This is a genomic window from Paracidovorax wautersii (assembly GCF_900113035.1).
GTDB lineage: Bacteria > Pseudomonadota > Gammaproteobacteria > Burkholderiales > Burkholderiaceae_C > Paracidovorax > Paracidovorax wautersii.
The window spans coordinates 236,280-259,406 of sequence record NZ_FONX01000005.1 but is presented as its reverse complement, the minus strand read 5'-3'; the positions used below and the strand labels follow the sequence as shown (position 1 = coordinate 259,406).

The window sequence follows — 23,127 nt, the reverse complement described above, 5'->3', positions numbered from 1 at the left end:
CTAGAGTCTGCCCGGCGCCCCCGCCTCGGCGCCGAGCCCATGGCCCACCGGCCGGGGCGGCCCATCCACGACAGATTGCGACGGCCATGGCCGAAACCCAAGACCTTTTTTCCGATCCGGCGCCCGCCCCATCAGGGCAGGCTACCATTGAAATCGAAGCGCTGCGCGCCCGGCTGAACCTCTGGGCGCACCAGTACTACGTGCAGGACGCGCCCAGCGTGCCCGACGCGGAATACGACCGCGCCTTCCAGGCCCTGCAGGCGCTGGAGGCGGCCCACCCAGACCTGGTCACGCCCGATTCGCCCACGCAGCGCGTGATCGGCGCGGTGATGGAGGGCCTCACGCCCGTGCGCCACCAGGTGCCCATGCTCAGCATCCGCACCGAGACCGACACCGAAGCCAGCGGCGCCGAGACCTTCGACGCCCGCGTGCGCCGCGAACTCAAGCTGGCGCCCGATGCGCCGCCCGTCGAATACGTGGCCGAGCCCAAGTTCGACGGCCTGGCCATGAGCCTGCGCTACGAGAACGGCCGGCTGGTGCAGGCCGCCACGCGCGGCGACGGCGAGGTGGGCGAGGACGTGACCCACAACATCCGCACCATCCGCCAGATTCCGCTGACGCTGCCCACGGGCGGCGAGAGCGGCGTGCCTCCGGTGCTGGAGGTGCGCGGCGAGGTCTATATGCGCCGTGCCGATTTCGACCGGCTCAACGAACGCCAGCGCGAGGCGGGCGGCAAGACCTTCGTCAACCCGCGCAACGCGGCGGCGGGCGCGGTGCGCCAGCTCGATTCGGGCATCGCCGCGCAGCGGCCGCTGAGCTTCTTCGCCTACGGCCTGGGCGACATCACCCCGGTGGCCGAAGGCGGGCCGGACTTCGCCACCCACTACGCCATGCTCCAGCAGCTGAAAACCTGGGGTTTTCCGGTCGCGGCCCAGGTGCGGACTGCGCAGGGTGCTACGGAATTGGTAGCATTCCACCAGGAGGTGGGCGCGAGCCGCGACCAGCTGCCCTATGACATCGACGGCGTGGTGTACAAGGTCAACAGCCTGGCGCTGCAGCGGCAGCTGGGCTTCGTCACCCGCGAGCCGCGCTGGGCCGTGGCGCACAAGTACCCGGCGCAGGAGATGGTCACGCGCGTGGAAGGCATCGACGTGCAGGTGGGCCGCACCGGCAAGCTCACGCCCGTGGCGCGGCTGGCGCCGGTCTTCGTGGGCGGCGTCACCGTTACCAACGCCACGCTGCACAACCTCTTCGAGATCCGCAAGAAGGGCGTGCGCGTGGGCGACCAGGTCATCGTGCGCCGCGCGGGCGATGTGATTCCCGAAGTGGTGGGCACGGTGCCCGCCGCCCTAGCGCCGGTGGCCGGCGCGCTGCAGGGCTCGGATGCGCTGGCGGATGCCGCAGCAGCCGATGCGGCCCGCCATGTGCCGCGTAGCCCGTATGTTCCCAACTTCCGCATGCCGCGCCACTGCCCCATCTGCGGCAGCGCCGTGGTGCGCGAAAAGGGCGAGGCCAACCACCGCTGCACCGGGGGGCTCTTCTGCCCCGCGCAGCGCAAGGAAGCCATCCTGCATTTCGCGGCACGCCGCGCCATGGACGTCGAGGGCCTGGGCGAGAAGCTGGTGGACCAGCTGGTGGACGGCAACGTCATCCGCACGCTGCCCGACCTGTACCGCCTGGGCCTCACCGCCCTGGCGGCGCTGGACCGCATGGCCGAGAAGTCGGCGCAGAACGTGATCGCCGCGCTGGAGAAGTCCAAGCAGACCACGCTGCCGCGCTTTCTCTTCGGGCTGGGCATCCGCCATGTGGGCGAGGCCACGGCCAAGGACCTGGCGCGCCACTTCGGCGGCCTGGACGCCATCATGGCCGCCAGCGTGGAGCAGTTGCTGGAGGTGAACGACGTCGGCCCCATCGTGGCCGAAGCCATCCACACCTTCTTCGCCCAGCCGCACAACCGCGAAGTGGTGGAGCAACTGCGCGCCTGCGGCCTGACCTGGCAGGAAGGGCCGCCCGCCGAGCGCGCCACGCTGCCGCTGGCGGGCCTGACGGTGGTCATCACCGGCACGCTGCCCACCCTGAGCCGCGACGAGGCCAAGGACCTGCTGGAGGCGGCCGGCGCCAAGGTGGCCGGCTCGGTCAGCAAGAAGACGCACTACGTGGTGGCGGGCGCCGAGGCCGGCAGCAAGCTCACCAAGGCGCAGGACCTGGGCGTGCCGGTGCTGGACGAGGACGGCCTGCGCACGCTGCTGGACCAAGGCCCGGCGGGCCTGGGCGGCGCGGGCTGACACCGGCCGGAGCCCCTGTCTTTCTCCGCCGGGTGAACCGGCGGCACAGCCTTTGCGTACCAAGGTCTTCGCGCACCCGTCGTTGCGCGCTCACCTTGAAAGACCCGCGCTCTTGGCCTGCCTCCGTCGAACCCCCCCCACCGCGCAGGCGCCGAGCGCGCGCGGCATCTGCGCCCTGGCGGCGCCGGCCGCGCCCATCCGGCAGGTGCCGGCATGAGCACCATCCTTTTCTGGTTCCGGAACGACCTGCGCCTGCACGACCAGCCTGCGCTGCAGGCGGCTCTGCAGCGGGCGCAGGGCGACGGCACCCCACGCCTGCTGCCCGTGTTCTGCCTGCCTGCGGAGGACGAGGTCTCGCCCTGGGGTTTCGCCCGTGCCGGGCGGCACCGGCAGGCTTTCCACTCCGCCACGCTGCAGGATCTGGGCGATCGCCTGGCCGCGCTGGGCAGCCCGCTGCTCGTGTGCCGCGCAGCACCCGGGCAGGCCCTGCCGGCGCTGGCCCGCGCAGTCGGCGCCGAAGCCGTGGTGTGCGAAGAGATCGCGGCCCCCGAGGAAGAAGCGCAGGTGGCTGCGCTGCAGGCTGCCGGCCTGCGCGTGCAGACCGTGTGGCAGAGCAGCCTGCTGGACCCCGCCGCGCTGCCCTGGCCGACCGCCGGGCTGCCCGGGGTGTTCACCACCTTCCGCCAAGCGCTGGAGCGCGCGGGCATCGCCCCGGCCGCGCCGCTGCCCGCGCCCACGCAGCTGCCGGCCCCTCCCGAGGTGCCCGCAGAGGTGCTGCAGGCCGTGGGCGCAGGGCAGGGCGGTGCCTTGGATGCGGACGCAGCGAGCGCCGGCGGGCAGGACCCGCGCTCGTCCTTTCCCTACGGCATGCCCGCCAGCCAGGGCGGCGAGGGAGCCGGCCTGGCCCACTGGGCGCAGTACCTGGCGCGCAAGCTGCCGCACAGCTACAAGGCCACGCGCAACGGCCTGTCCGGGGTGGATTTCTCGTCCAAGCTCTCGCCCTGGCTGGCGACGGGTGCGCTCTCGCCCCGCCGCGTGCTGGCCGACCTGAAGGCCTTCGAGGGCGAGCACGGCGCCAACGAAGGCAGCTACTGGCTCTGGTTCGAGCTGCTGTGGCGCGATTACTTCCGTCTGTTGCACCTGCAGCACGGCGCGCAGCTCCACCGGGGCCGGGGCCTGTCGAAGGCACCGCTGGCCCCGCACGATGCCCAGGGCTTCGAGCTCTGGCGCCATGGCTGCACGGGCGAGCCGCTGGTCGATGCCGCGATGCGCGAGCTGGCCGCCACCGGCTACCTGAGCAACCGGCTGCGCCAGGTGGCGGCCAGCTATCTCATCCACGATCTGCAGGGCGACTGGCGCGCGGGCGCGGCATGGTTCGAATCGCAACTGGTGGACTACGACGTGTACAGCAACCAGGGCAACTGGCTCTACATCGCCGGGCGCGGCACCGACCCGCGCGGAGGCCGGCGCTTCGATCCCGCCAAGCAGGCGCGCGAGCACGACCCTGACGGCCGCTACCGCCGCCTGTGGGGCACGGCATGAGCGGCGCAGCCAAGCCGCGCGCGGCCCACACCCTGCGCCTGCTGCTGGGCGACCAGCTCGACCCCGCGCATTCGTGGTTCGACGCGCAGGATGGCGGCGTGGTCCATGTGCTGATGGAGGTGCGGCAGGAGACCGACTACGTGCTGCACCACGCGCAGAAGATCCTCGCCATCTTCGCCGCCATGCGCGACCTGGCCCGCCAGCTCAAGGCCGCCGGCCACCGCGTGCGCTACATCGCCATCGACGACGCGAGCAACCGCCAGTCGATTACCGCCAACCTGGAGGCGCTCATGGCGCACTACGGCGCGGCCACCCTGCAATACCAGCAGCCCGACGAATGGCGGCTGGACGAACAGCTGCGCACCTGGGGCGCGCAGCAGCCCTTCGCCGTCGAGATGGGGGACAGCGAACACTTCTACACCACCCGCATCGAGGTGGCCGAGGTGTTCCAGGGCCGCAAGCAGTGGCTGATGGAGCATTTCTACCGCCGCATGCGCCAGCGCCATCAGGTGCTGATCGACGCAGCCGGCGAGCCCGAGGGCGGCGCGTGGAACTACGACCACGACAACCGCAAGCCCTGGCCCGGCAAGCCGGAGCTGCCGCCCGATGCCCGGCCCACGCACGACCACAGCGCGCTCTGGGCGACGATCGAGGCGGCGGGCGTCAAGAGCTTCGGCCACCCGCAGGCCGGCCAGCTGCGCTGGCCCCTGAACCGGGCCGAGGCGCTGGCCTGGCTGAACCATTTCATCGCGACCACGCTGCCGCACTTCGGCGCCTATGAAGACGCCATGAGCAGCCGCAGCGAGCGGCTCTTCCACTCGCTGCTCTCGTTCGCGCTCAACACCAAGATGCTGCGCCCGCAGGAGGTGGTGCTGCACGCCCAGGCGGCCTGGCATGCCGGCCGGGCGCCGCTGCCGGCGGTGGAGGGCTTCATCCGCCAGATCCTGGGCTGGCGCGAATACGTGCGCGGCATCTACTGGGCCCACATGCCGGGCTACGAAGGGCACAACGCCCTGGGCCACACCGCGCCGCTGCCCGCCTGGTTCTGGACGGGCGAGACGCGCATGCGCTGCCTGGAGCATGCCGTGGGCCAATCGCTGGAGCAGGCCCATGCCCACCACATCCAGCGGCTGATGGTCATCGGCAACTTCGCGCTGCTGGCCGGGCTGGACCCGGCCGCCGTGCACCGCTGGTACCTGGGCGTCTATATCGATGCCTTCGAGTGGGTGGAACTGCCCAACACCGTGGGCATGAGCCAGTTCGCCGACGGCGGCCTGCTGGCCACCAAGCCCTATGTGAGCAGCGCGGCCTATATCGACCGCATGAGCGACTACTGCGCCGGCTGCCACTACGACAAAAAGCTCAAGGTGGGCGAGCGCGCCTGCCCCTACAACGCGCTCTACTGGGACTTCTTCGCGCGCCACGAAGACACCCTGGGCCGCAACCACCGGCTGGGCATGGTCTATCGCCAGCTGCAGAAGATGCCCGCGCCCCAGCGGGAGGCGCTGCGCGAGCGGGCCGCCGACGTGCGCGCCCGGCTGGACGAACTCTGAACGAACGGAACTGAGCCGCACATGGCCGCATCACCACCCCGCCTGCAGTCCCTCCCCCAGGGCTACCGCGCCCTGGTCATCGGTGCCACGGGCGCCATCGGCGGCGCGCTGCTGGCCCATCTGCAGGCCGACCCGCGCTGCGCCCTGGCCGTGGGCCTGGGCCGCCGCACCGATCCCGCGCTGGACCTGGACGACGAAGCCTCCATCGCCCGGGCCGCGCAGCAGCTGGCGGGGCAGGGGCCCTGGCACTGCATCCTCCATGCGGCCGGCGTGCTGCACGGCCCGCAGGGCATGCCTGAAAAGCGCCTGGGCCAGCTCCGCTACGCGCAGCTGGAGGCCACCTTCCGCGCCAACACCTTCGGCCCGGCCCTTGTGCTGGCGCATTTCACGCCGCTGCTGCCGCGCAAGGAACGCGGCCTCATGGCCGTGCTCTCGGCCAAGGTCGGCAGCATCGGCGACAACCGGCTGGGCGGCTGGTACGGCTACCGGGCGTCCAAGGCGGCGCTGAACATGCTGCTGAAGACGGCGGCCATCGAGGTGGCCCGCACCCACCCGCAGGCCGTGCTGGCCGCGCTGCACCCGGGCACGGTGGATTCGGCCCTGTCGCGCCCCTTCGGCGGCGAGCGCATCGGCCGCCCGGCCCCCGATGCGGCGGCCGACCTGCTGCACGTGCTCGATGGGTTGCCGGCAGAGGACTCGGGCAGCTTCCATTCGTACCGGGGCGAGCGGCTGCCCTGGTGAGCCGCTGCCTGGGGCTCAGATTGGGGCTCTGCGGGCACCTAACGCCGGCTTAAGGGATTGGCGTTATAAATGCGCACTTTGGCTTCGGGCGGTGCTGCATGGCGCCGCCGCCAGGCCGCTGTCGCCCATGTTGCCGGCTCCGTTGCCGCGCCGCGTGTCTTCCGGAATGGCCGTTGCGGGCCAACACCGCAGATTGCTGCTGAATTGATAGCTTCCAGCGCGCGCCCCATGGGCGCTTGCGGCACTTTTTCCTTGTATCTTCATGTCGATTCCTGATGTTCTCCGCGGGCGCTGGGCCGCGCTGCGGCCGGCCCTGGCGCGTCTTCCGCTGTGGCCCCGGCGCCTGTTGTCCTGGCGCAGCCTGGTGTGGCTGGTGGTGGGCCTCTTCCTGGCGCTCTTCCTCTACGCGCTGGCCCTGGTGCCCTTCACGCCCGGCATCAGCGACCTGCGCAAGGCCAAGGCCGACCAGCCTGCACAGCTCATGTCGGCCGACGGCAAGCTGCTGGCCGAATACAAATGGGTCAACCGCGACTGGGTGCCGCTTTCGGACATCGCCCAGCCGGTGGTCGATGCGCTGATCGCCACCGAAGACCACCGCTTCTACAGCCACTTCGGGCTGGACTGGCGGCGCACCGCGTCGGCCCTGGTGCAGACGCTGGGCGGCGACAAGCAGGGCGGCTCCACCATCACGCAGCAGCTGGCGCGCAACCTGTTCCCCGAGGACATCGGCCGCGCCCCCACGCTCACCCGCAAGATCAAGGAAGCCATCACCGCGCTGAAGATCGAGGCCGTGTATTCCAAGGACGAGATCCTGGAAACCTACCTGAACACCGTGCCCTTCCTCTACAACGCCTACGGCATCGAGATGGCGGCGCGCACGTATTTCGACAAATCGGCCGACAAGCTCACGGTGCTGGAGAGCGCCACGCTGATCGGCATGCTCAAGGGCACGACCTACTACAATCCCGTGCTCAACCCCGAGCGCGCCCAGGCCCGCCGCAACACCGTGCTGGGCCAGATGCTCAAGCACGGCAAGCTCACGCAGGCGGAGTTCGACAACCTCTCGCGCCGCCCGCTGCGCATCCGCTTCGAGCGCCAGCCCGAGGTGGGCGGCCTCGCGCCCCATCTGGCGCAGCAGCTGCGCAAGCAGCTCATCGACTGGGCCGACCGCAACGGCTACAGCCTCTATGCCGACGGCCTGGTCATCCGCACCACCATCGACAGCCGCCTGCAGACCCTGGCCAACCAGGCCGTGGCCCGCCAGGGCAAGGCCTTGCAGGGCGTGGCCGACGGCGCCTGGTCGCCCCGCGTGTGGAATGCCAAGAACCCGCTGGTGCAGCAGCTGGTGCGCGAATCGGCGCAATATGCCGCGGCCGTCGCCAAGGGCGCCCAGCCCGCAGACGCCGAAAAAACCCTGCTGGCCGATGCCGACTTCATGCGCGCCCTGCGCCAGCAGAAGACGCGCGTGCAGGCGGGCTTCCTGGCCATGGACCCGCGCAGCGGCGAGGTGCGCGCCTGGGTCGGCAGCCGCGACTTCGCGACCGACCCCTTCGACCACGTGCAGGCGGCCCGCCGCCAGCCCGGCTCCACCTTCAAGCCCTTCGTCTATGGCGCGGCCTTCGCGAGCGGCATGCAGCCCAGCGACACGCTGATGGACCAGGCCGTGCAGATCCCGCTGGGCGGCGGCAAGTTCTGGAGCCCGACCGACGAAGGCCCGCCCAGCGACCAGCCCATGACCCTGGCCGACGGCCTGGCCTATTCCAAGAACACCATCACCGCCCAGGTGATGCAGAAGGTGGGCCCGGCCCGCGTGGCCCAGCTGGCGCGCGACATGGGCGTGCGCGAGTCCAAGCTGGACGTGGTGCCCGCCCTGGCGCTGGGCACCAGCCCGGTCACGCTCAAGGAGATGGTGTCCTCCTACGGCACCATCGCCAGCGCCGGCCTCTACCGCGCGCCCATCGTGGTCACGCGCATCGAGGACAAGAACGGCAAGGTGCTGGAAGACTTCGCGCCCGCCACGCCCGAGAAGGTGGCCGACCTCGGCCCCATGCAGGAGCTGCGCAACGCCATGCGCGGCGTGGTGGACAAGGGCACGGGCGTCGCCATCCGCAGCCGCTACGGCATCACCGCCGACGTGGCGGGCAAGACCGGCACCACGCAGGACAACACCGACGGCTGGTTCATCCTCATGCAGCCGCAGCTGGTGGCCGGCGCCTGGGTGGGCTTCAACGACGGGCGCATCACCCTGCGCAGCGACTACTGGGGCCAGGGCGCCCACAGCGCGCTGCCCATGGTGGGCGAGGTGTTCCAGCAGGCGCTGCGCAGCAAGATCATCGACGGGCGCGAACGCTTCGTGGACGAGCAGGAAACCCACTGGGCGCGCGACGCCATCAGCAGCGTGCGCGACTGGGTCTATGACCTCTTCGGCCGCCAGATCGGCTCCGCACCGGCCGTGCCGGGCGGCAACGCCCCGCCGCCCGCCGTGGCGCCCAGCCCGGCCGCATCGTCGCCGCAGCCCGATGAGGCGCCCGAGATCATCGAGGCCCCGCTCACACCGCTGCAGAACGCCACGCCGTGGACCACCGATGGCGCCGACCCGTCTCAGGCCGCGCCTGCGGTGCAGCCGCAGCCCTCGCAGCCCTCGCAATCGCCGGTGCAGACGCAACAGCCTGCCCAGCAGCAGCAACAGACGCAGCAGCCGGCGCAGCAGGGCGAGGTCGTGCCGTCGTGGGCGACCACGCCGGCGCGTGACCCCGCCACGGGCCAGCCCACGCAGCCTGCGCGCTCGCCGGCACAGCAGCCGCAATCGCAGCAGGCCCCGTCGCAGCCCGCGGCCGGCGCGGTCGTCGCCACGCCCATACAGCGCGGCGTGGTGGTGCCGTCGCAGGGCGGCAGCGGTAGCGGCAATGGAAATGGCGGCAGCAGCAGCGGCGCAGCGCCGTTCTTCGTCGAAACCCAGCCGCCTTCCGGCCAGCCGCAGGGCGCGGCCGGCAGCCGCTGACCGGTTCGCGCCTATATTTCCTCTCTTTCTCACCCACTGCCAAAAAGAGAGGATTTCTCATGCCGCTGCCGACTCGCCGTTCCGTCTGGATGGGCTCGTTCCTCGCCGCCGCCGCGCTCGCCTGCGCCGCGCTGCTGCCCGCCGCCGCCACCGCCGGCCCCCGCCTGGACCGGGTCATGGAGACCAAGGTGCTGCGCGTGGGCACGCCCGGCGATTACCGGCCCTTCGCCATCAAGACCGATGCGGGCTATGCCGGCCACGACATCGACCTGGTCGAGCAGATGGCCCGCGAGCTGGGCGTGAAGGTGCAATACGTGCCCACCAGCTGGCCGCGTCTGATGCAGGACCTGCAGGCCGACCAGTTCGACGTGGCCGTGGGCGGCATCACCCGCAACGTGGCCCGCATCCGCCAGGCCGAGATGCTCCCGGGCTATGCGCCCTTCGGCAAGGTGGCGCTGGTGCGCGCGGCCGACCAGGGCAAGTTCCGCAGCGTGGCCGACCTGAACCAGCCCGGCGTGCGCGTCATCAAGAACCCGGGCGGCACCAACGAGGCTTTCGTGCTGCAGAACCTCAAGGCCGCGCAGGTCGCCACGCACGAGAAGAACGCAGAGATCCCCGCGCTGATCGCCGAAGGCCAGGGCGACGTGATGATCACCGAGACCTACGAGGCACTGCACTACGCCAAGGCCGAACCGCGCCTCGCCGCGATCTTCATCGACGCGCCGCTCACGCCCACCAACACGCTGGGTTTCCTGATGCCCAAGGACGATGCGGACTACACCCGGGTGATGCAGTTCGTCTGGGGCCTGATGGACAGCCGCGGCGCCGTGAAGCAGGCGGCGGACAAGTGGCTCAAGTAGCGGCCGGCTGTGCCTGCCGGCCGAAGTAGGCCGCAGGCGTGCAGCCCAGCTCGCGCTTGAAGAGGGCGATGAAGGCGCTGACGCTGTCGTAGCCCAGCTCCAGCGCCACCTGCGTGACCGGCTGCCCGCCCGCCAGCAGTTCGAGCGAGCGCAGCAGCCGCACGCGCTGCGTCCACGCCGTGAAGCTGAGGCTGGTTTCCGCCACGAAGCGGCGGCTCAGCGTGCGGGCCGAAAGACCGGCCCAGGCGGCCCAGTCCTGCAGGGGCCGGCGCTGGGCGGGCTCGGCCAGCAAGGCGTTGGCGATGCGCAGCAGGCGTGCATCGCCCGGCAGCGGCAGGCCCAGCGGCTGCGGCGCCAGGCCCCGGATTTCATCGACGATGACCTCCGCCAGCCGATCCTGCGCCGCATCGGGCGCGGCGCTGGCGCGCTGGGCGCAGCGCAGTGCGGCCTCCCACAGCAGCGGCGTGACGGCCAGGGTGCAGGGCGCCACCGGCAGGCCGGCGCAGGCGGGACGGGCCACGTAGAGCGACCAGCCGGTGAAGGCGCCATGCATGCGCGCCGAATGCGCGTGCCACGGCGGTATCCATACCGCATGCCGCGCCGGCACGACCCAGTGGCCCGCATCGGACCCCACGCTCAGCACGCCACGCCCGCAGCCGATCAGCTGGCCGCGGGCGTGGCTGTGCGGGGCGGTGTCGTGGTTGACCAGCGTGTCCGCCCGGCCGACCACCGGCGGGCCGCTGTCGTCGTCGTGCAGGTCGAGCCAGGCGGCGGTGGAAGACATGGCGTGATCGCGATACGGAATGGCTCAGGCAGATTAGCAGCCCGCGGCGCGGCTTCCTAGCATGGAGCCATGACGCAACACATCGCTCCTCCCTCCGCTCCAGCCCCCGACCGCACGCGGCACACCCTCGACCTGGAGCAGCTCTACGCCCCGCCGTCCGAATCCATCACCCGGGGCGTGCTGCCGGCGCTCACGCCGTTCCATGTCGAATACCTGCGCGCCGCCAGCTTCTTCTGCCTGGCGACGGCCGGAGACGACGGGCTCGATGCTTCCCCTCGCGGCGGGCCACCGGGCTTCGTGCATGTGCTGGACGAGCACACCGTGGCCTTCGCCGACTGGCCGGGCAACAACCGCATCGCCTCCTTGCGCAATCTGGGCGAGGATGACCGCGTGGCCATGCTCTTCCTGTTCCCGGGCCTGGACATCTTCATGCGCATCAACGGCCGCGCCAGGCTCTCGCAGGCGGCGGAACTGCTGGAACAGCTGGCCGAAGGCGGCAAACGGCCCAAGCTCGCGGTGGTCGTCGCCATCGACGAAACGCTGTTCCACTGCGGCAAGGCCATCCACCGCGCACGGCTCTGGGCACCACAGTCGCAGCTGGACCGCGATGCATTGCCCACCCCCGGACGCATGAAGGCCGCCGTGCTGGGCCTGGATGCCTCGCAGGTGGCCGAGGCGGACGCGCGCTACAGCCAGGCCGTGCGCAGCGATCTGTACTGACCGGGCGTTCAGGCGGAGGTCACCCACTGGGCCGTGCAGGCCGCCAGCGCGGTGGCATCCGGCCGGGCGGCTGGCGCTTCGCTCAGGCATGCCTGGGCCAGCGCGGGCGCATCGCCGCCCGGCAGCAGTGGGCCGTCGGCGTGTTCGCACAGCTCGGCCAGCAGCACGCCGAAGGCGCGCACGTCCATGCGGCGCAGGGCATCGCCCAGCGGGCCGGGCGGTGCGAAGGCGGCGGCGCCGAAGTCGCCCAGCAGGCCGCAGGCCTGGCCGGGGGCGGCATCCGGGCGCCACAGCAGGTTGTGGGCGTAGAGGTCGCCATGCACCAGGCCGCTCGCGTGCAGGTGCGCGAGCGCCGATGCCACGTCCGCCGCGATGGACAGGGCCACCCTTGTCGGCAGGCGCAGCCCGGCGGGATAGACGTCGCGGGTGCAGCTCTCGAAGCTGGGCGGGCCGGCCAGCGTGCGGTAGGCCGGGGCGATGCGTTCCATGACCAGGCCCTGGGCGCCCTCCGGGTGGCCTTCGAGCCGGCCCAGCACGGGAATCAGCCGGGGATGGCGGCCGGCGGCGAGGCTGGCGGCCATCTCGGTGAGCGGCCAGCCGTCGCTGGTCACTTCGCCCTTGAAGAGCTTGACGGCCACGTCCTGCCCGCCAGGGCCCGCGCCCAGCGTGCCCGCCAGGATGCGGCCCGACGCGCCTTCGCCCAGCAGCGCGCCCAGCTGCAGGCCGGCCCAGTCCACAGCGCCGTTGGCCTGGCCGCCGCGTGCGCGCGCCTCGACGGCTTCGTTGAAGGCGTTGCCGCCGATGGCCAGCCACGAGAGGCGCGGCAGCTCGGCCAGCCAGCCGGGCAGGGCGTCCAGCCGGTTGGCGGCGATGCGCAGCAACTCCAGCGCGTGGCACTGGCGCAGCGTTTCAGGCAGGGCCTTGAGCTGGTTGCCGGCCAGCATCAGCTTTTGCAGGCGGGGGCGCTCGCCCAGCGCGTCGGGCAGCTCGGTGACGGCGTTGTCGGTCAGGATCAGCCAGCGCAGCCGCTCGGGCAGCGCCTGGGCCGGCACGTGGGCGATGCGGTTGGCCTTGAAGCCGACCATCTCCAGCTGCGGGCAGGCGCCCAGGGCGGCGGGCAGTTCGGTGAAGCGGTTGGACGAGGCGAAGAACACCTTCAGTCGATGCAGCCGGTGCAGGTCGTCCGGCAGGGCCGAGAGGCGGTTGCCGGAGAGGTCGAGCACCTCCAATGTGTCGGCCAGGTCGAACACCTCGCGGGGGAAGTGCTCCAGGTCGGCGGCGATGCGCAGCGTGCGCGCACCGGCCAGCTCGCCACGGCGCAGGCGTTGCAGGTCGTCGGTCATGGGGGAAGGGAAAGCGGTGGGGAAGGGGGCCGGCGTCGTGGCCGGCGTGGAAAGCGACGGCCCGGGCCAGGCCGGACCGTGGTGGCCGCGTCAGTCGATATCGACGCAGTGCATGCCGAAGGCGCCGGCGCGGCGGTCGGCGAAGTATTTCTCCAGCGTTACCCGCACGGTGCGGAAGGCGATCTCGTCCCAGGGGATCTCGTCTTCGGTGAAGAGCCGCGCCTCGATGGTCTCGAAGCCGGGGTCGAAGACGTCGCTCTGCAGCGTGGCGAGGTAGAAGAAATGCACCTGCCCCACGCGCGGCACGTTCAGCACCGAAAAGAGCGGCCCCATCTGGATCTGCGCGCCGGCTTCCTCGTCGGTCTCACGCGCGGCGCCTTCGGCCGTGGTCTCGTCCAGCTCCATGAAGCCGGCCGGCAGGGTCCACTTGCCCTTGCGCGGCTCGATGTTGCGCAGGCACAGCAGCACGCGGTCGCCCAGCACCGGCACCGTGCCCACCACGTTCAGCGGGTTCTCGTAATGCACCGTGCCGCAGGCCGGGCAGACGGCGCGCAGCTTGGTGTCGCCGTCGTCGGGCACGCGATAGACCACGGCGGTTCCGCACTCGCGGCAATGCTTGATGGGGCGGCGGAGGGTCATGCGTGAGAGGGTTGGAAGTCCAGAAAATGGCTGCAGCCCTTGTCGGTCAAGGGATTGCAGCTATGGTTTTGATAGTCGCTGGGCGCGGCTCAGGCCACGGAGAGGCACAGCGTGCCCAGGCCGTCGATGCCGCCTTCGAGCGTGTCGCCGCGCACCACCGCGCCCACGCCTTCGGGCGTGCCGGTGAAGATCAGGTCGCCGGGCTGCAGCTCCCAGGCGGCCGACAGGTGCTCGATGGTCTCGGCGATGTTCCAGATCAGCTGCGTGACGGTGCTGCGCTGCCGGTCGGTGCCGTTGACCTGCAGCCAGATCGCGGCGTTGGCCACGTCGCCCGCCTGCGCGGCCGGCGTGATGGGGCCGATGGGCGCGCTGGCGTCGAAGCCCTTGCCGATGCTCCAGGGGCGGCCCTGCTTCTTCATCTCGTTCTGCAGGTCGCGGCGGGTCATGTCCAGGCCCACGGCATAGCCCCAGATATGGCCGAGCGCGTCGGCCGCCTTGATGTCCTTGCCGCCCTTGCCGATGGCGACCACCAGCTCGATCTCATGGTGCAGGTTGGCCGTGAGGCTGGGGTAGGGCAGGCTGCCCGTCTGGCCCGCGTCCACGGGCAGCACGGCGTCGGCGGGCTTGAGGAAGAAGAAAGGCGGCTCGCGGCCGGTGAAGCCCATCTCCTTGGCGTGTTCTTCGTAGTTGCGGCCCACGCAATAGATGCGGTGGACGGGGAAACGGCTGGCTGAACCGAGGACGGGAACGCTGGCCTGGGCCGGCGCGGGAATCACGTAGCTGCTCATGGAAATGTCTGCCTTTTCTGTTGTGCGAGCGGCCGCCGGCCGAGCCTGGCCCGAAGCGCCCTCGCAGGGAGGGCTGCCAGCCGCTCTTGTTGCTTTATTTGCGCGTTGCAGTGTGCCATGGCCCGGGGGGCTTCGCAGGCTCGGCGGCCACTGCCGCCCGCTATGCTTGCCGCACCATGAAGCTCTTTACCTACTTCCGCTCCTCGGCGTCGTACCGCGTGCGCATCGCGCTGCAGTGCAAGGGCCTGCCGTTCGACTATGTGCCGGTGCACCTCGTGCGGGCGGAGCACCGGGCGCCGGACTATGCCGCCCGGGTGGGCGACGCCCTGGTGCCGGCGCTGGAGACGGATGCGGGCGACGTGCTCACCCAGTCCCTGGCCATCATCGAATACCTGGACGAGACGCACCCCGAGCCGCCGCTGCTGCCCGCCGATGCCCTGGGCCGCGCCCGGGTGCGCGCGCTGGCGCAGATGATCGCCTGCGAGATCCACCCGCTGAACAACCTGCGCGTGCTGCGCCACCTCACGCAGGAGCTGCAGCACGGCGAAGACGCCAAGAACGCCTGGTACCACCACTGGACGCGCAGCGGCCTGGAGGCCTTCGAGCGCCAGCTGGCCCTGCTGGCGCAGGCCCGTGCCGCAGCCGGCCTGCCGCCTTCGCGCCTGTGCTGGGGCGATCAGCCCACCCTGGCCGATTGCTGCCTGGTGCCGCAGATCTTCAATGCCCAGCGCTTCAAGGTGCCGCTCGAGGGCCTGCCGCTCACCCTCGCGGCCTTCGAGGCCGCCAGCGCGCTGCCCGCCTTCCAGCGCGCCCATCCCTCGGCCTGCCCGGATTTCGAAGCATGAGCGGCGACTTGGCTGTTCCGCCCGGCTGGCTGCGCCCCGACTGGCCCGCACCGGCGAATGTCCGTGCCGTCTGCACCAGCCGCGAGGGCGGCGTGAGCGCGGCGCCCTACGCCTCGCTCAACCTGGGCGACCATGTTGGCGACCGCGCTGCCGACGTGCAGGCCAACCGGGCCGCGCTGCGCTCGGCGATCGGCGCCCGGCCCGTCTTCTTGCAGCAGGTGCATGGCTGCGAGGTGCTGGGCCTCTCGCCCGACACCCGCGACGGCAGCGTGGCCGACGCCTGCGAGACCCAGGCCCCGGGCATCGCCTGCACCATCATGGTGGCGGACTGCCTACCGGTGCTGTTCACCGACCGCAGCGGCTCCTGGGTGGCCGCGGCCCACGCCGGCTGGCGCGGGCTGGCGGGCGAGGGCGGCCAGGGCGTGCTGGAGGCGGTATTGAAATCTTTTCAGGCGCAGGCCCCCCAGGAATGCGGGCAGACTGCCATGAAAAGGCACGCGGGCGAGGTGCTGGCGTGGCTGGGGCCCTGCATCGGCCCGCAGGCTTTCGAGGTGGGCGCGGAAGTGCGCGAGGCCTTCTGCGCCACCGATGCCGGCGCCGCCGCGCACTTCAGGGCCCAGGGCGTGGCGGGCAAATACCTGGCCGATCTGGCGGGCCTGGCGAGGCGGCGGCTCCAGGCCCTGGGCGTGGCGCACATCAGCGGCAACGACGGCTCAGCGGCCTGGTGCACCGTCTCCGACCCGGCCCGGTTCTTCTCGCACCGGCGCGACACCGCCCGCCTGGGCGGCAGCGGGCGCTTCGCCGCCTGCGTCTGGCTGGAGGGGGCCGCTGGCCGCGGCTGAAGCCTCGCCCGCGGTGCGCCGCTGCGCTGCGGCGGCGGCCTCTTCTTGCGCTGCCTGCCGCGCCTTCAGCGCCCGCTTGCGGGCCGGCGTGCCCAGGATGTAGCCCACGATGCCCATGGGCAGCAGGCCGTAGAGCACGAAGGTGATGGCAGCGCCCAGCAGCGTGCCGTTGGCGGCGTTGGCTTCGGCCACCGCCATCATCAGGGTCACGTAAAGCCAACCGATCAGCACGAGATACATGGAATGCGAAGCTCCTGGGCAATGGGCGATCATCGGCGCAGTCGTGCCAGACTGGCGGCACAACGTGAAAAAAGCATGATCCGTTGCGCTGTATGCTGACCACGGACAACAATGGCCCTCACAATACAAGGCATCGTTTCGATAGCTGAAACGCAATCACATAGGAGACAAGCACTATGGATTCCGACGCACAGTGGGCCGAGGGCGCCCGCCAATTCCAGCGTCTTTTCGGAGACGGCTGGGCGCAGGCGCTGAAGTCCATGCAGCCCGTGGACCTGGGCGCACTCTCCACCGCCACCCAGCCGCACGCTCCGGTGAGCTTCGCGCCCGACAAGCTGGCGGCGCTGCAGCAGCAATACCTGGAAGAAGCCCGCGCCCTCTGGAGCGCCGGCCTGCAAAAGCCCGCCCCCGTGGCCGACCGGCGCTTCGCCAGCGAGGCCTGGGCGCAGAACCCGCTGTCGAGCTTTTCCGCCGCCGCCTACCTGCTCAACGCCCGTACCCTGATGGGCCTGGCCGACGCGGTGGAAGGGGATGAGAAAGCCCGTGCGCGCATCCGCTTCGGCGTGGAGCAGTGGATGGCGGCCATGTCGCCCAGCAACTTCCTGGCGTTCAACGCCGAGGCGCAGAAGAAGGCCATCGACACGCAGGGCGAGAGCATCGCCAAGGGCATCGCCAACCTGCTGCACGACCTGCGCCAGGGCCATGTCTCGATGACCGACGAGAGCCTCTTCGAGGTCGGCCGCAACGTGGCCACCACCGAAGGCGCCGTGGTGTTCGAGAACGAATACTTCCAGCTCATCGAATACAAGCCGCTCACGGCCAAGGTGTACGAGCGGCCGTTCCTGATGGTGCCGCCCTGCATCAACAAGTACTACATCCTCGACCTGCAGCCCGAGAATTCGCTGATCCGCCATGCCGTGGCCGAAGGGCACCGCACCTTCGTGGTCAGCTGGCGCAATCCCGATGAGTCCATGGCCCAGTCCACCTGGGACGACTACATCGAGCAGGCCGTCATCACCGCCATCCACAAGGTGCAGGACATCAGCGGCGCCGACCAGATCAACGCCCTGGGCTTCTGCGTGGGCGGCACCATGCTCTCGAACGCGCTGGCGGTGCTGGCCGCGCGCGGCGAGGACGCGGTGGCCAGCGCCACCTTCCTCACCACGCTGATCGACTTCACCGACACCGGCATCCTCGACGTCTTCATCGACGAGGCCTTCGTGCATTTCCGCGAGATGCAGATGGGCCAGGGCGGGCTGATGAAGGGGCAGGACCTCGCATCCACCTTCAGCTTCCTGCGGCCGAACGATCTGGTCTGGAACTACGTGGTGGGCAACTACCTCAAGGGCGAGACGCCGCCGCCGTTCGACCTGCTCTACTGGAACAGCGACGCCACCAACCTGCCCGGGCCCTACTACGCCTGGTACCTGCGCAACTTCTACCTCGAGAACAACCTGGTCAAGCCGGGCAAGCTCACCGTGTGCGGCGAGCAGATCGACATGAACCTGGTCGATCTGCCCGTCTATATCTACGGCTCGCGCGAGGACCATATCGTGCCCATCGGCGCGGCCTATGCATCCACCCAGGTACTGCCCGGCCCCAAGCGCTTCGTGATGGGCGCCTCCGGCCACATCGCCGGCGTGATCAACCCACCCGCCAAGAAAAAGCGCAGCCACTGGACCCGCGAGGACGGCAAGCTGCCCGCCGGCATCGACGACTGGCTGGCCGGCGCCAAGGAACACCCGGGCAGCTGGTGGACCGACTGGTCCGCCTGGCTCAGCGGCCATGCCGGCCGGCAGATCGCCGCGCCCAAGGCCTATGGCCGGGGCGCGCGCTTCAAGGCCATCGAGCCCGCGCCCGGCCGCTACGTGCAGCAGAAGGCTTGATCGGCCGCAACCTCGCGTGCAGCGCCCTCTGGCATACCACCACCGTACCCCTCGCACGGCCGGCCGCGGCCGCCGTGCGGCACCCAGCGCATCGAAGGCGGGCGTCGCGGCTCACAACGCATTCCCCGCCTTGCATTTCCGCCAACCACAGACCCACTCATAGAGGATCGCCATGGAAGACATCGTCATCGTTTCCGCCGTTCGCACGCCTGTCGGCAAGTTCGGCGGCACGCTCGCCAAGACCCCGGCCACCGAACTGGGCGCCATCGTCATCAAGGAAGCGCTCGCCCGCGCCAAGGTGCCGCTGGACCAGGTCAGCGAAGTCATCATGGGCCAGGTGCTGACGGCCGGCGTCGGCCAGAACCCCGCCCGCCAGGCCATGATGAAGGCCGGCGTCGCCAAGGAAACGCCGGCGCTCACCATCAACGCCGTCTGCGGCTCGGGCCTGAAGGCCGTGATGCTGGGCGCCCAGTCCATCGCCACGGGCGATGCCGAGATCGTGGTGGCCGGCGGCCAGGAAAGCATGAGCCTCTCGCCCCACGTGCTCAACGGCTCGCGCGAGGGCCAGCGCATGGGCGACTGGAAGATGGTGGACACCATGATCGTGGACGGCCTGTGGGACGTCTATAACCAGTACCACATGGGCATCACGGCCGAGAACGTGGCCAAGGAACACGGCATCACCCGTGAGCAGCAGGACGCGCTGGCGCTCGGCAGCCAGCAGAAGGCCGCCGCCGCGCAGGACGCCGGCCGCTTCAAGGACGAGATCGTGCCCGTCACGCTGCCGCAGAAGAAGGGCGACCCGATCGTCTTCGCCGCCGACGAGTACCTGAACCGCAAGACCAGCGCCGAAGCCCTGGCCGGCCTGCGCCCGGCCTTCGACAAGGCCGGCTCGGTCACCGCAGGCAATGCCTCGGGCCTCAATGACGGCGCCGCCGCCGTGGTGCTGATGAGCGCCAAGAAGGCCGCCGAGCTGGGCCTCACGCCCCTGGCGCGCATCGCCGGCTTCGGCACCAGCGGCCTGGACCCGGCCACGATGGGCATGGGCCCCGTGCCCGCATCGCGCAAGGCGCTCAAGCGCGCCGGCTGGGACGCCAAGGACGTGGACCTGTTCGAGCTGAACGAAGCCTTCGCGGCCCAGGCCTGCGCCGTGAACAAGGAACTGGGCATCGACCCGGCCAAGGTGAACGTGAATGGCGGCGCCATCGCCATCGGCCACCCCATCGGCGCATCCGGCTGCCGCGTGCTGGTCACGCTGCTGCACGAAATGCAGCGCCGCGGCGCCAAGAAGGGCCTGGCTGCGCTGTGCATCGGCGGCGGCATGGGCGTGTCGCTGGCGGTCGAACGCTGAGAGAACCACCGGCGGGAAGACGCGCCACCGCCTGGCCTTCTTGAATGCCGCCGGCGCTGAACCGGCGGGTCTTTCCGGCGACCCCACGGGGCCGGCCGCAGGCGGCGGGGTCATGCCACGGGAAGCATCAGGACGGTTGCATTAATTGCATCGCTCGGTGTTTTCCTAGGCGGAATGGCGCTTTTTCCCGGGTTAGAGTGAGAACGGATTTCAATAGATCGAAGGGGATATCGAATGAGTCAAAAAATCGCATACGTGACGGGCGGCATGGGTGGCATCGGGACGGCCATCTGCCAGCGTCTGCACAAGGAAGGCTTCAAGGTCATTGCCGGCTGCGGCCCCACGCGTGACCACGCCAAGTGGCTGGCCGAACAGAAGGAACTGGGCTTCACCTTCTACGCCTCGGTGGGCAACGTGGGTGACTGGGATTCCACCGTCGCCGCCTTCTCGGCCGCCAAGGCCGAGCACGGCAGCATCGATGTGCTGGTGAACAACGCCGGCATCACGCGCGACCGCATGTTCGTGAAGATGTCCCGCGAAGACTGGGACGCCGTGATCGAAACCAACCTCAACAGCATGTTCAACGTGACCAAGCAGGTCGTGGGCGACATGGTCGAAAAGGGCTGGGGCCGCATCATCAACATCAGCAGCGTGAACGGTGCCAAGGGCCAGGCCGGCCAGACCAACTACTCGGCCGCCAAGGCCGGCATGCACGGCTTCTCGATGGCGCTGGCGCAGGAGCTGGCCACCAAGGGCGTGACGGTGAACACCGTGAGCCCGGGCTACATCGGCACGGACATGGTCCGCGCCATCCGCCCCGACGTGCTGGAAAAGATCGTGGCCACGGTGCCCGTCAAGCGCCTGGGCGAACCCAGCGAGATCGCCTCGATCATCGCCTGGCTGGCTTCGGAAGAGGGCGGCTACGCCACCGGCGCCGACTTCTCCGTCAACGGCGGCCTGCACATGGGCTGATGGCGTGAGCCACCCCGGCACCGATCCCTCGCACAAGAGGGATCGGTGCCGTTGGAAAGCAAAAAGCCCCGCTTGGCGGGGCTTTTTCATGGGCCGTGGGCTGGAGCGCCTGGGGCGGCCCGGCGTGGGGGCAAGAAAAAACCCCGCCTGGGCAGGCGAGGTTTCGGTGATGGGGTGGAGGGGCTGAAGAGGGGGGTGACGCGCGGGCCGGGGAACTGTTCGGGCTTGACCCATTCAAGCCGGTTCCGGGGCGCTGCGGGCGCCGCCGCTCACAGACGGGCCGGTGCGCGCTTGCGGTCGCGTTCGTCTTCGGGCCAGGCGGACAGGATGGTGGTGTTCATGCTGAAAAACTCCTTGATGGACCTTCAACGCACCGGCTTGGGGTGGCGTTGACAGGTTCATGCAAGAAATTGCAGCGCTGGTCATTCAAGTTGGTGCAGCGCTCTTTCGCTATCGATTTAAGAGCTTCAAGCCCTTATGGATCAAGCGCTGTAGGCAGAAAACACCACTTATTCGGCTCAGGCCTCGCCGGCCGCCGATTGCAGCGCTTCGATCTGGCCTGAAACATCCAGCCACTTTTCTTCGAGCGTTTCGGTTTCGTCCGCGCAGGCCTTCAGGCGCCGGCCGCCTTCGGCGATTTCAGAGGGCGGCAGGGGCTGGCTCAGGCGTTCTTCGAGGGCGGCCTTTTCCTTGCCGAGCTCCGCCAGGCGCTGGTCGATGCGTTCGAGTTCGCGCTTGAGCGGCCGGGTTTTCTCCGCCAGCTGCTGGCGGGCCTGGGCGCCCAGCTTGCGCTGCTCGCGCGAATCGCCTTGCACCATCTTGGGGATCGGCGCAGCGGGGGCCGGCGCGGGGGCGGGAGCTGCCACCGGAGCAGGCGCGGCGGCCGATGCGGCTGCGGCCTGGGCAGCCCCCCGGGCGGCCTCGGCTTCGGCCGACTTGGCCAATTCGCGCAGGCGCTTGGCTTCGTCGAGCAGGTAGCGCTGGTAGTCGTCCAGGTCGCCGTCGAAGGGGCCGACCACGCCGCGGCCGACCAGCCAGAACTCGTCGCAGACCGAGCGCAGCAGCGCCCGGTCGTGGCTGACCAGCATCAGCGTGCCTTCGAATTCGTTGAGCGCCATGGCCAGGGCCTCGCGGGTGGCGAGGTCCAGGTGGTTGGTGGGCTCGTCCAGCAGCAGCAGGTTGGGGCGCTGCCAGACCATCATGGCCAGCACCAGCCGGGCCTTTTCGCCGCCGCTCATGGTGCCCACGGCCTGCTTGACCATGTCGCCGGAGAAGTTGAAGGTGCCCAGGTAGCTGCGCAGGTCCTGCTCGCGCGAGGGCTGCTTGGCGTCGGCGCCCATTTCCTTGGCCAGGCGGATCATGTGCTCCAGCGGCGTGTCCTGCGGGCGCAGCACGTCCAGCTCCTGCTGGGCGAAGTAGCCGATGCGCAGGCCCTTGCCTTCGATGATCTGGCCGGCCAGCGGCTTCATGTCGTGCGCCACGGTCTTCACGAAGGTGGACTTGCCCTGGCCGTTGGCGCCCAGGATGCCGATGCGCTGGCCGGCCATCACCGACTTGCTCACGCCGGTGAGGATGATCTTCGGCGGCGCGCTCTCGTCCTCGGACGTGTAGCCGAACGAGGCGTTGTCGATGGACATCATCGGGTTGGGGATGTGGCCCGGCTCCTTGAATTCGAAGGTGAATTCGGCCTCGGCCAGCAGCGGCGCCACCTTTTCCATGCGCTCCAGCGCCTTGACGCGGCTCTGCGCCTGCTTGGCCTTGCTGGCCTTGGCCTTGAAGCGGTCGATGAACTTCTGCAGGTGGGCGATCTTGTCCTGCTGCTTGGAGAAGGCGGCCTGCTGCTGCTCCATCTGCAGGGCGCGCATTTCCTCGAACTTGCTGTAGTTGGCGCCGTAGCGGTTGAGCTTGGCGTGTTCGATGTGCAGCGTGACATCGGTCACGGCGTCGAGGAATTCGCGGTCGTGGCTGATGACGATCATGGTGCCGGCATAGCCCTTGAGCCACGATTCCAGCCAGACCAGCGCGTCCAGGTCCAAGTGGTTGGTGGGTTCGTCGAGCAGCAGCAGGTCGCTCGGGCACATCAGCGCGCGCGCCAGCTGCAGGCGCATGCGCCAGCCGCCGGAGAAGCTGTCCACCGGGCTGTCGAGCTCGCTGGACTTGAAGCCCAGGCCCAGGATCAGCGCTTGCGCACGCGCCGTGGCGTCGTAGTCGCCCGCGTCGGCCAGGTCTGTGTAGGCGTGGGCGATGGCCATGCCGTCGTCGGCCGCCTCGGCGGCGGCCAGCTGGGCGCGCAGCTCGGTCAGGCGGGTGTCGCCGGCCAGCACGAAGTCGGTGGCGCTCTCCGAGGTCTCGGGCATGTTCTGCGCGACCTGGGCCATGCGCCATTGCGGGGGAATGAAGAAGTCGCCGCCGTCTTCGTGCAGCGTGCGGTTGAAGAGCGCGAACAGCGTGGACTTGCCCGCGCCGTTGCGGCCGACCAGACCGACCTTCTCGCCGGGGTTGATGGTGGCCGAAACGTTGTCGAGCAGGACCTTGGCGCTGCGGCGCAGGGTGACGTTCTTGAGTGTGATCATGGAAAAAGCTTTGCTGGGCATCCATCGATGCCGAAGGCGCCCGGGGCAGGGCCGGGCGGCTGGATTCAAAAAAAGGAGCGGGCGGGCACGCCGGCCCCGGTCGGGGCGCGGGCTTGCAAAAAGTGGGCGGCGCGGTGCTGGGGCCGCGCCCGCTCAGGCGAT

Annotated in this window: 17 protein-coding genes and 1 pseudogene; 12 read left to right on the top strand and 6 right to left on the bottom strand. The window is 70.0% G+C overall.

Annotated features, from left to right (window positions below; translation table 11 throughout):
- Positions 1-86: 86 nt before the first annotated feature.
- The 6 genes from ligA (at position 87) to BM070_RS10030 (ending at position 9,982) form a co-directional block, all read left to right on the top strand.
- The gene (gene ligA, locus BM070_RS10055) at positions 87-2,285 is read left to right on the top strand and encodes an NAD-dependent DNA ligase LigA (protein WP_092939451.1); all 2,199 of its coding nucleotides are present in this window, start codon (positions 87-89) and stop codon (positions 2,283-2,285) included.
- Between the two features lie 213 nt (positions 2,286-2,498).
- A complete protein-coding gene (locus tag BM070_RS10050; protein WP_092939450.1) occupies positions 2,499-3,827 on the top strand; it encodes a DASH family cryptochrome in 1,329 nt (442 codons plus the stop codon).
- Positions 3,824-5,380: a cryptochrome/photolyase family protein gene (locus BM070_RS10045; RefSeq protein ID WP_092939449.1), complete on the top strand. Its 1,557-nt coding sequence runs from the start codon at positions 3,824-3,826 to the stop codon at positions 5,378-5,380. Before BM070_RS10050 ends, BM070_RS10045 begins: the two co-directional genes overlap by 4 nt.
- Before the next feature lie 21 nt (positions 5,381-5,401).
- Positions 5,402-6,121 carry an SDR family NAD(P)-dependent oxidoreductase gene (locus tag BM070_RS10040; protein WP_092939448.1) on the top strand — a complete coding sequence of 240 codons (720 nt, stop codon included), beginning with the start codon at positions 5,402-5,404 and terminating at the stop codon, positions 6,119-6,121.
- A gap of 262 nt (positions 6,122-6,383) precedes the next feature.
- Entirely contained in the window at positions 6,384-9,122 is a 2,739-nt protein-coding gene (locus tag BM070_RS10035) for a penicillin-binding protein 1A (protein ID WP_092939447.1), read from the top strand.
- A 59-nt stretch (positions 9,123-9,181) separates the two neighbouring features.
- The gene (locus tag BM070_RS10030; RefSeq protein ID WP_434803181.1) at positions 9,182-9,982 is read left to right on the top strand and encodes a transporter substrate-binding domain-containing protein; all 801 of its coding nucleotides are present in this window, start codon (positions 9,182-9,184) and stop codon (positions 9,980-9,982) included.
- On the opposite strand, the gene BM070_RS10025 is transcribed toward BM070_RS10030, so the two are convergent.
- Positions 9,975-10,766 carry an AraC family transcriptional regulator gene (locus BM070_RS10025; RefSeq protein WP_092939445.1) on the bottom strand — a complete coding sequence of 264 codons (792 nt, stop codon included), beginning with the start codon at positions 10,764-10,766 and terminating at the stop codon, positions 9,975-9,977. The two genes, BM070_RS10030 and BM070_RS10025, sit on opposite strands and share 8 nt — an antisense overlap.
- A gap of 69 nt (positions 10,767-10,835) precedes the next feature.
- Here BM070_RS10025 and BM070_RS10020 point away from each other — a divergent pair, with 69 nt between their 5' ends.
- On the top strand, positions 10,836-11,486 hold the full coding sequence (locus tag BM070_RS10020) for an MSMEG_1061 family FMN-dependent PPOX-type flavoprotein (protein ID WP_092939444.1): 651 nt from the start codon (positions 10,836-10,838) through the stop codon (positions 11,484-11,486).
- Positions 11,487-11,494: 8 nt separating this feature from the next.
- On the opposite strand, the gene BM070_RS10015 is transcribed toward BM070_RS10020, so the two are convergent.
- The 3 genes from BM070_RS10015 to BM070_RS10005 all read right to left on the bottom strand — a co-directional run bounded on the left by BM070_RS10015 (position 11,495) and on the right by BM070_RS10005 (position 14,256).
- Positions 11,495-12,829 carry a leucine-rich repeat-containing protein kinase family protein gene (locus BM070_RS10015; RefSeq protein ID WP_092939443.1) on the bottom strand — a complete coding sequence of 445 codons (1,335 nt, stop codon included), beginning with the start codon at positions 12,827-12,829 and terminating at the stop codon, positions 11,495-11,497.
- Positions 12,830-12,919: 90 nt separating this feature from the next.
- A complete protein-coding gene (locus tag BM070_RS10010) occupies positions 12,920-13,468 on the bottom strand; it encodes an NUDIX hydrolase (RefSeq protein WP_092939442.1) in 549 nt (182 codons plus the stop codon).
- Positions 13,469-13,557: 89 nt separating this feature from the next.
- Positions 13,558-14,256: a fumarylacetoacetate hydrolase family protein gene (locus BM070_RS10005; RefSeq protein WP_092939441.1), complete on the bottom strand. Its 699-nt coding sequence runs from the start codon at positions 14,254-14,256 to the stop codon at positions 13,558-13,560.
- Positions 14,257-14,432: 176 nt separating this feature from the next.
- On the opposite strand from BM070_RS10005, the gene maiA reads away from it, so the two are divergent.
- A complete protein-coding gene (gene maiA, locus BM070_RS10000) occupies positions 14,433-15,101 on the top strand; it encodes a maleylacetoacetate isomerase (protein ID WP_092939440.1) in 669 nt (222 codons plus the stop codon).
- Positions 15,098-15,922 (top strand): annotated as a pseudogene (pgeF, locus tag BM070_RS09995) (peptidoglycan editing factor PgeF); the annotation flags it as partial. The gene maiA and the pseudogene pgeF, both read left to right, overlap by 4 nt.
- On the opposite strand, the gene BM070_RS09990 reads toward pgeF, so the two are convergent.
- Positions 15,815-16,183, bottom strand: a complete 369-nt coding sequence (locus BM070_RS09990) for a hypothetical protein (protein WP_353615606.1) — start codon at positions 16,181-16,183, stop codon at positions 15,815-15,817. The pseudogene pgeF and the gene BM070_RS09990 sit on opposite strands and share 108 nt — an antisense overlap.
- 176 nt (positions 16,184-16,359) lie before the next feature.
- Here BM070_RS09990 and phaC point away from each other — a divergent pair, with 176 nt between their 5' ends.
- From phaC to phbB, 3 genes are all read left to right on the top strand, one after another.
- Positions 16,360-18,069: a class I poly(R)-hydroxyalkanoic acid synthase gene (gene phaC / locus BM070_RS09985; RefSeq protein ID WP_092939438.1), complete on the top strand. Its 1,710-nt coding sequence runs from the start codon at positions 16,360-16,362 to the stop codon at positions 18,067-18,069.
- Between the two features lie 172 nt (positions 18,070-18,241).
- Positions 18,242-19,420 carry an acetyl-CoA C-acetyltransferase gene (locus BM070_RS09980; RefSeq protein WP_092939437.1) on the top strand — a complete coding sequence of 393 codons (1,179 nt, stop codon included), beginning with the start codon at positions 18,242-18,244 and terminating at the stop codon, positions 19,418-19,420.
- 234 nt (positions 19,421-19,654) lie between these two features.
- Positions 19,655-20,392, top strand: coding sequence for an acetoacetyl-CoA reductase (gene phbB, locus BM070_RS09975; RefSeq protein WP_092939436.1), 738 nt, complete (start codon positions 19,655-19,657; stop codon positions 20,390-20,392).
- Between the two features lie 518 nt (positions 20,393-20,910).
- Here the strand turns inward: phbB and BM070_RS09970 are convergent.
- Entirely contained in the window at positions 20,911-22,965 is a 2,055-nt protein-coding gene (locus tag BM070_RS09970) for an ABC-F family ATP-binding cassette domain-containing protein (protein ID WP_092939435.1), read from the bottom strand.
- Positions 22,966-23,127: the final 162 nt, after the last annotated feature.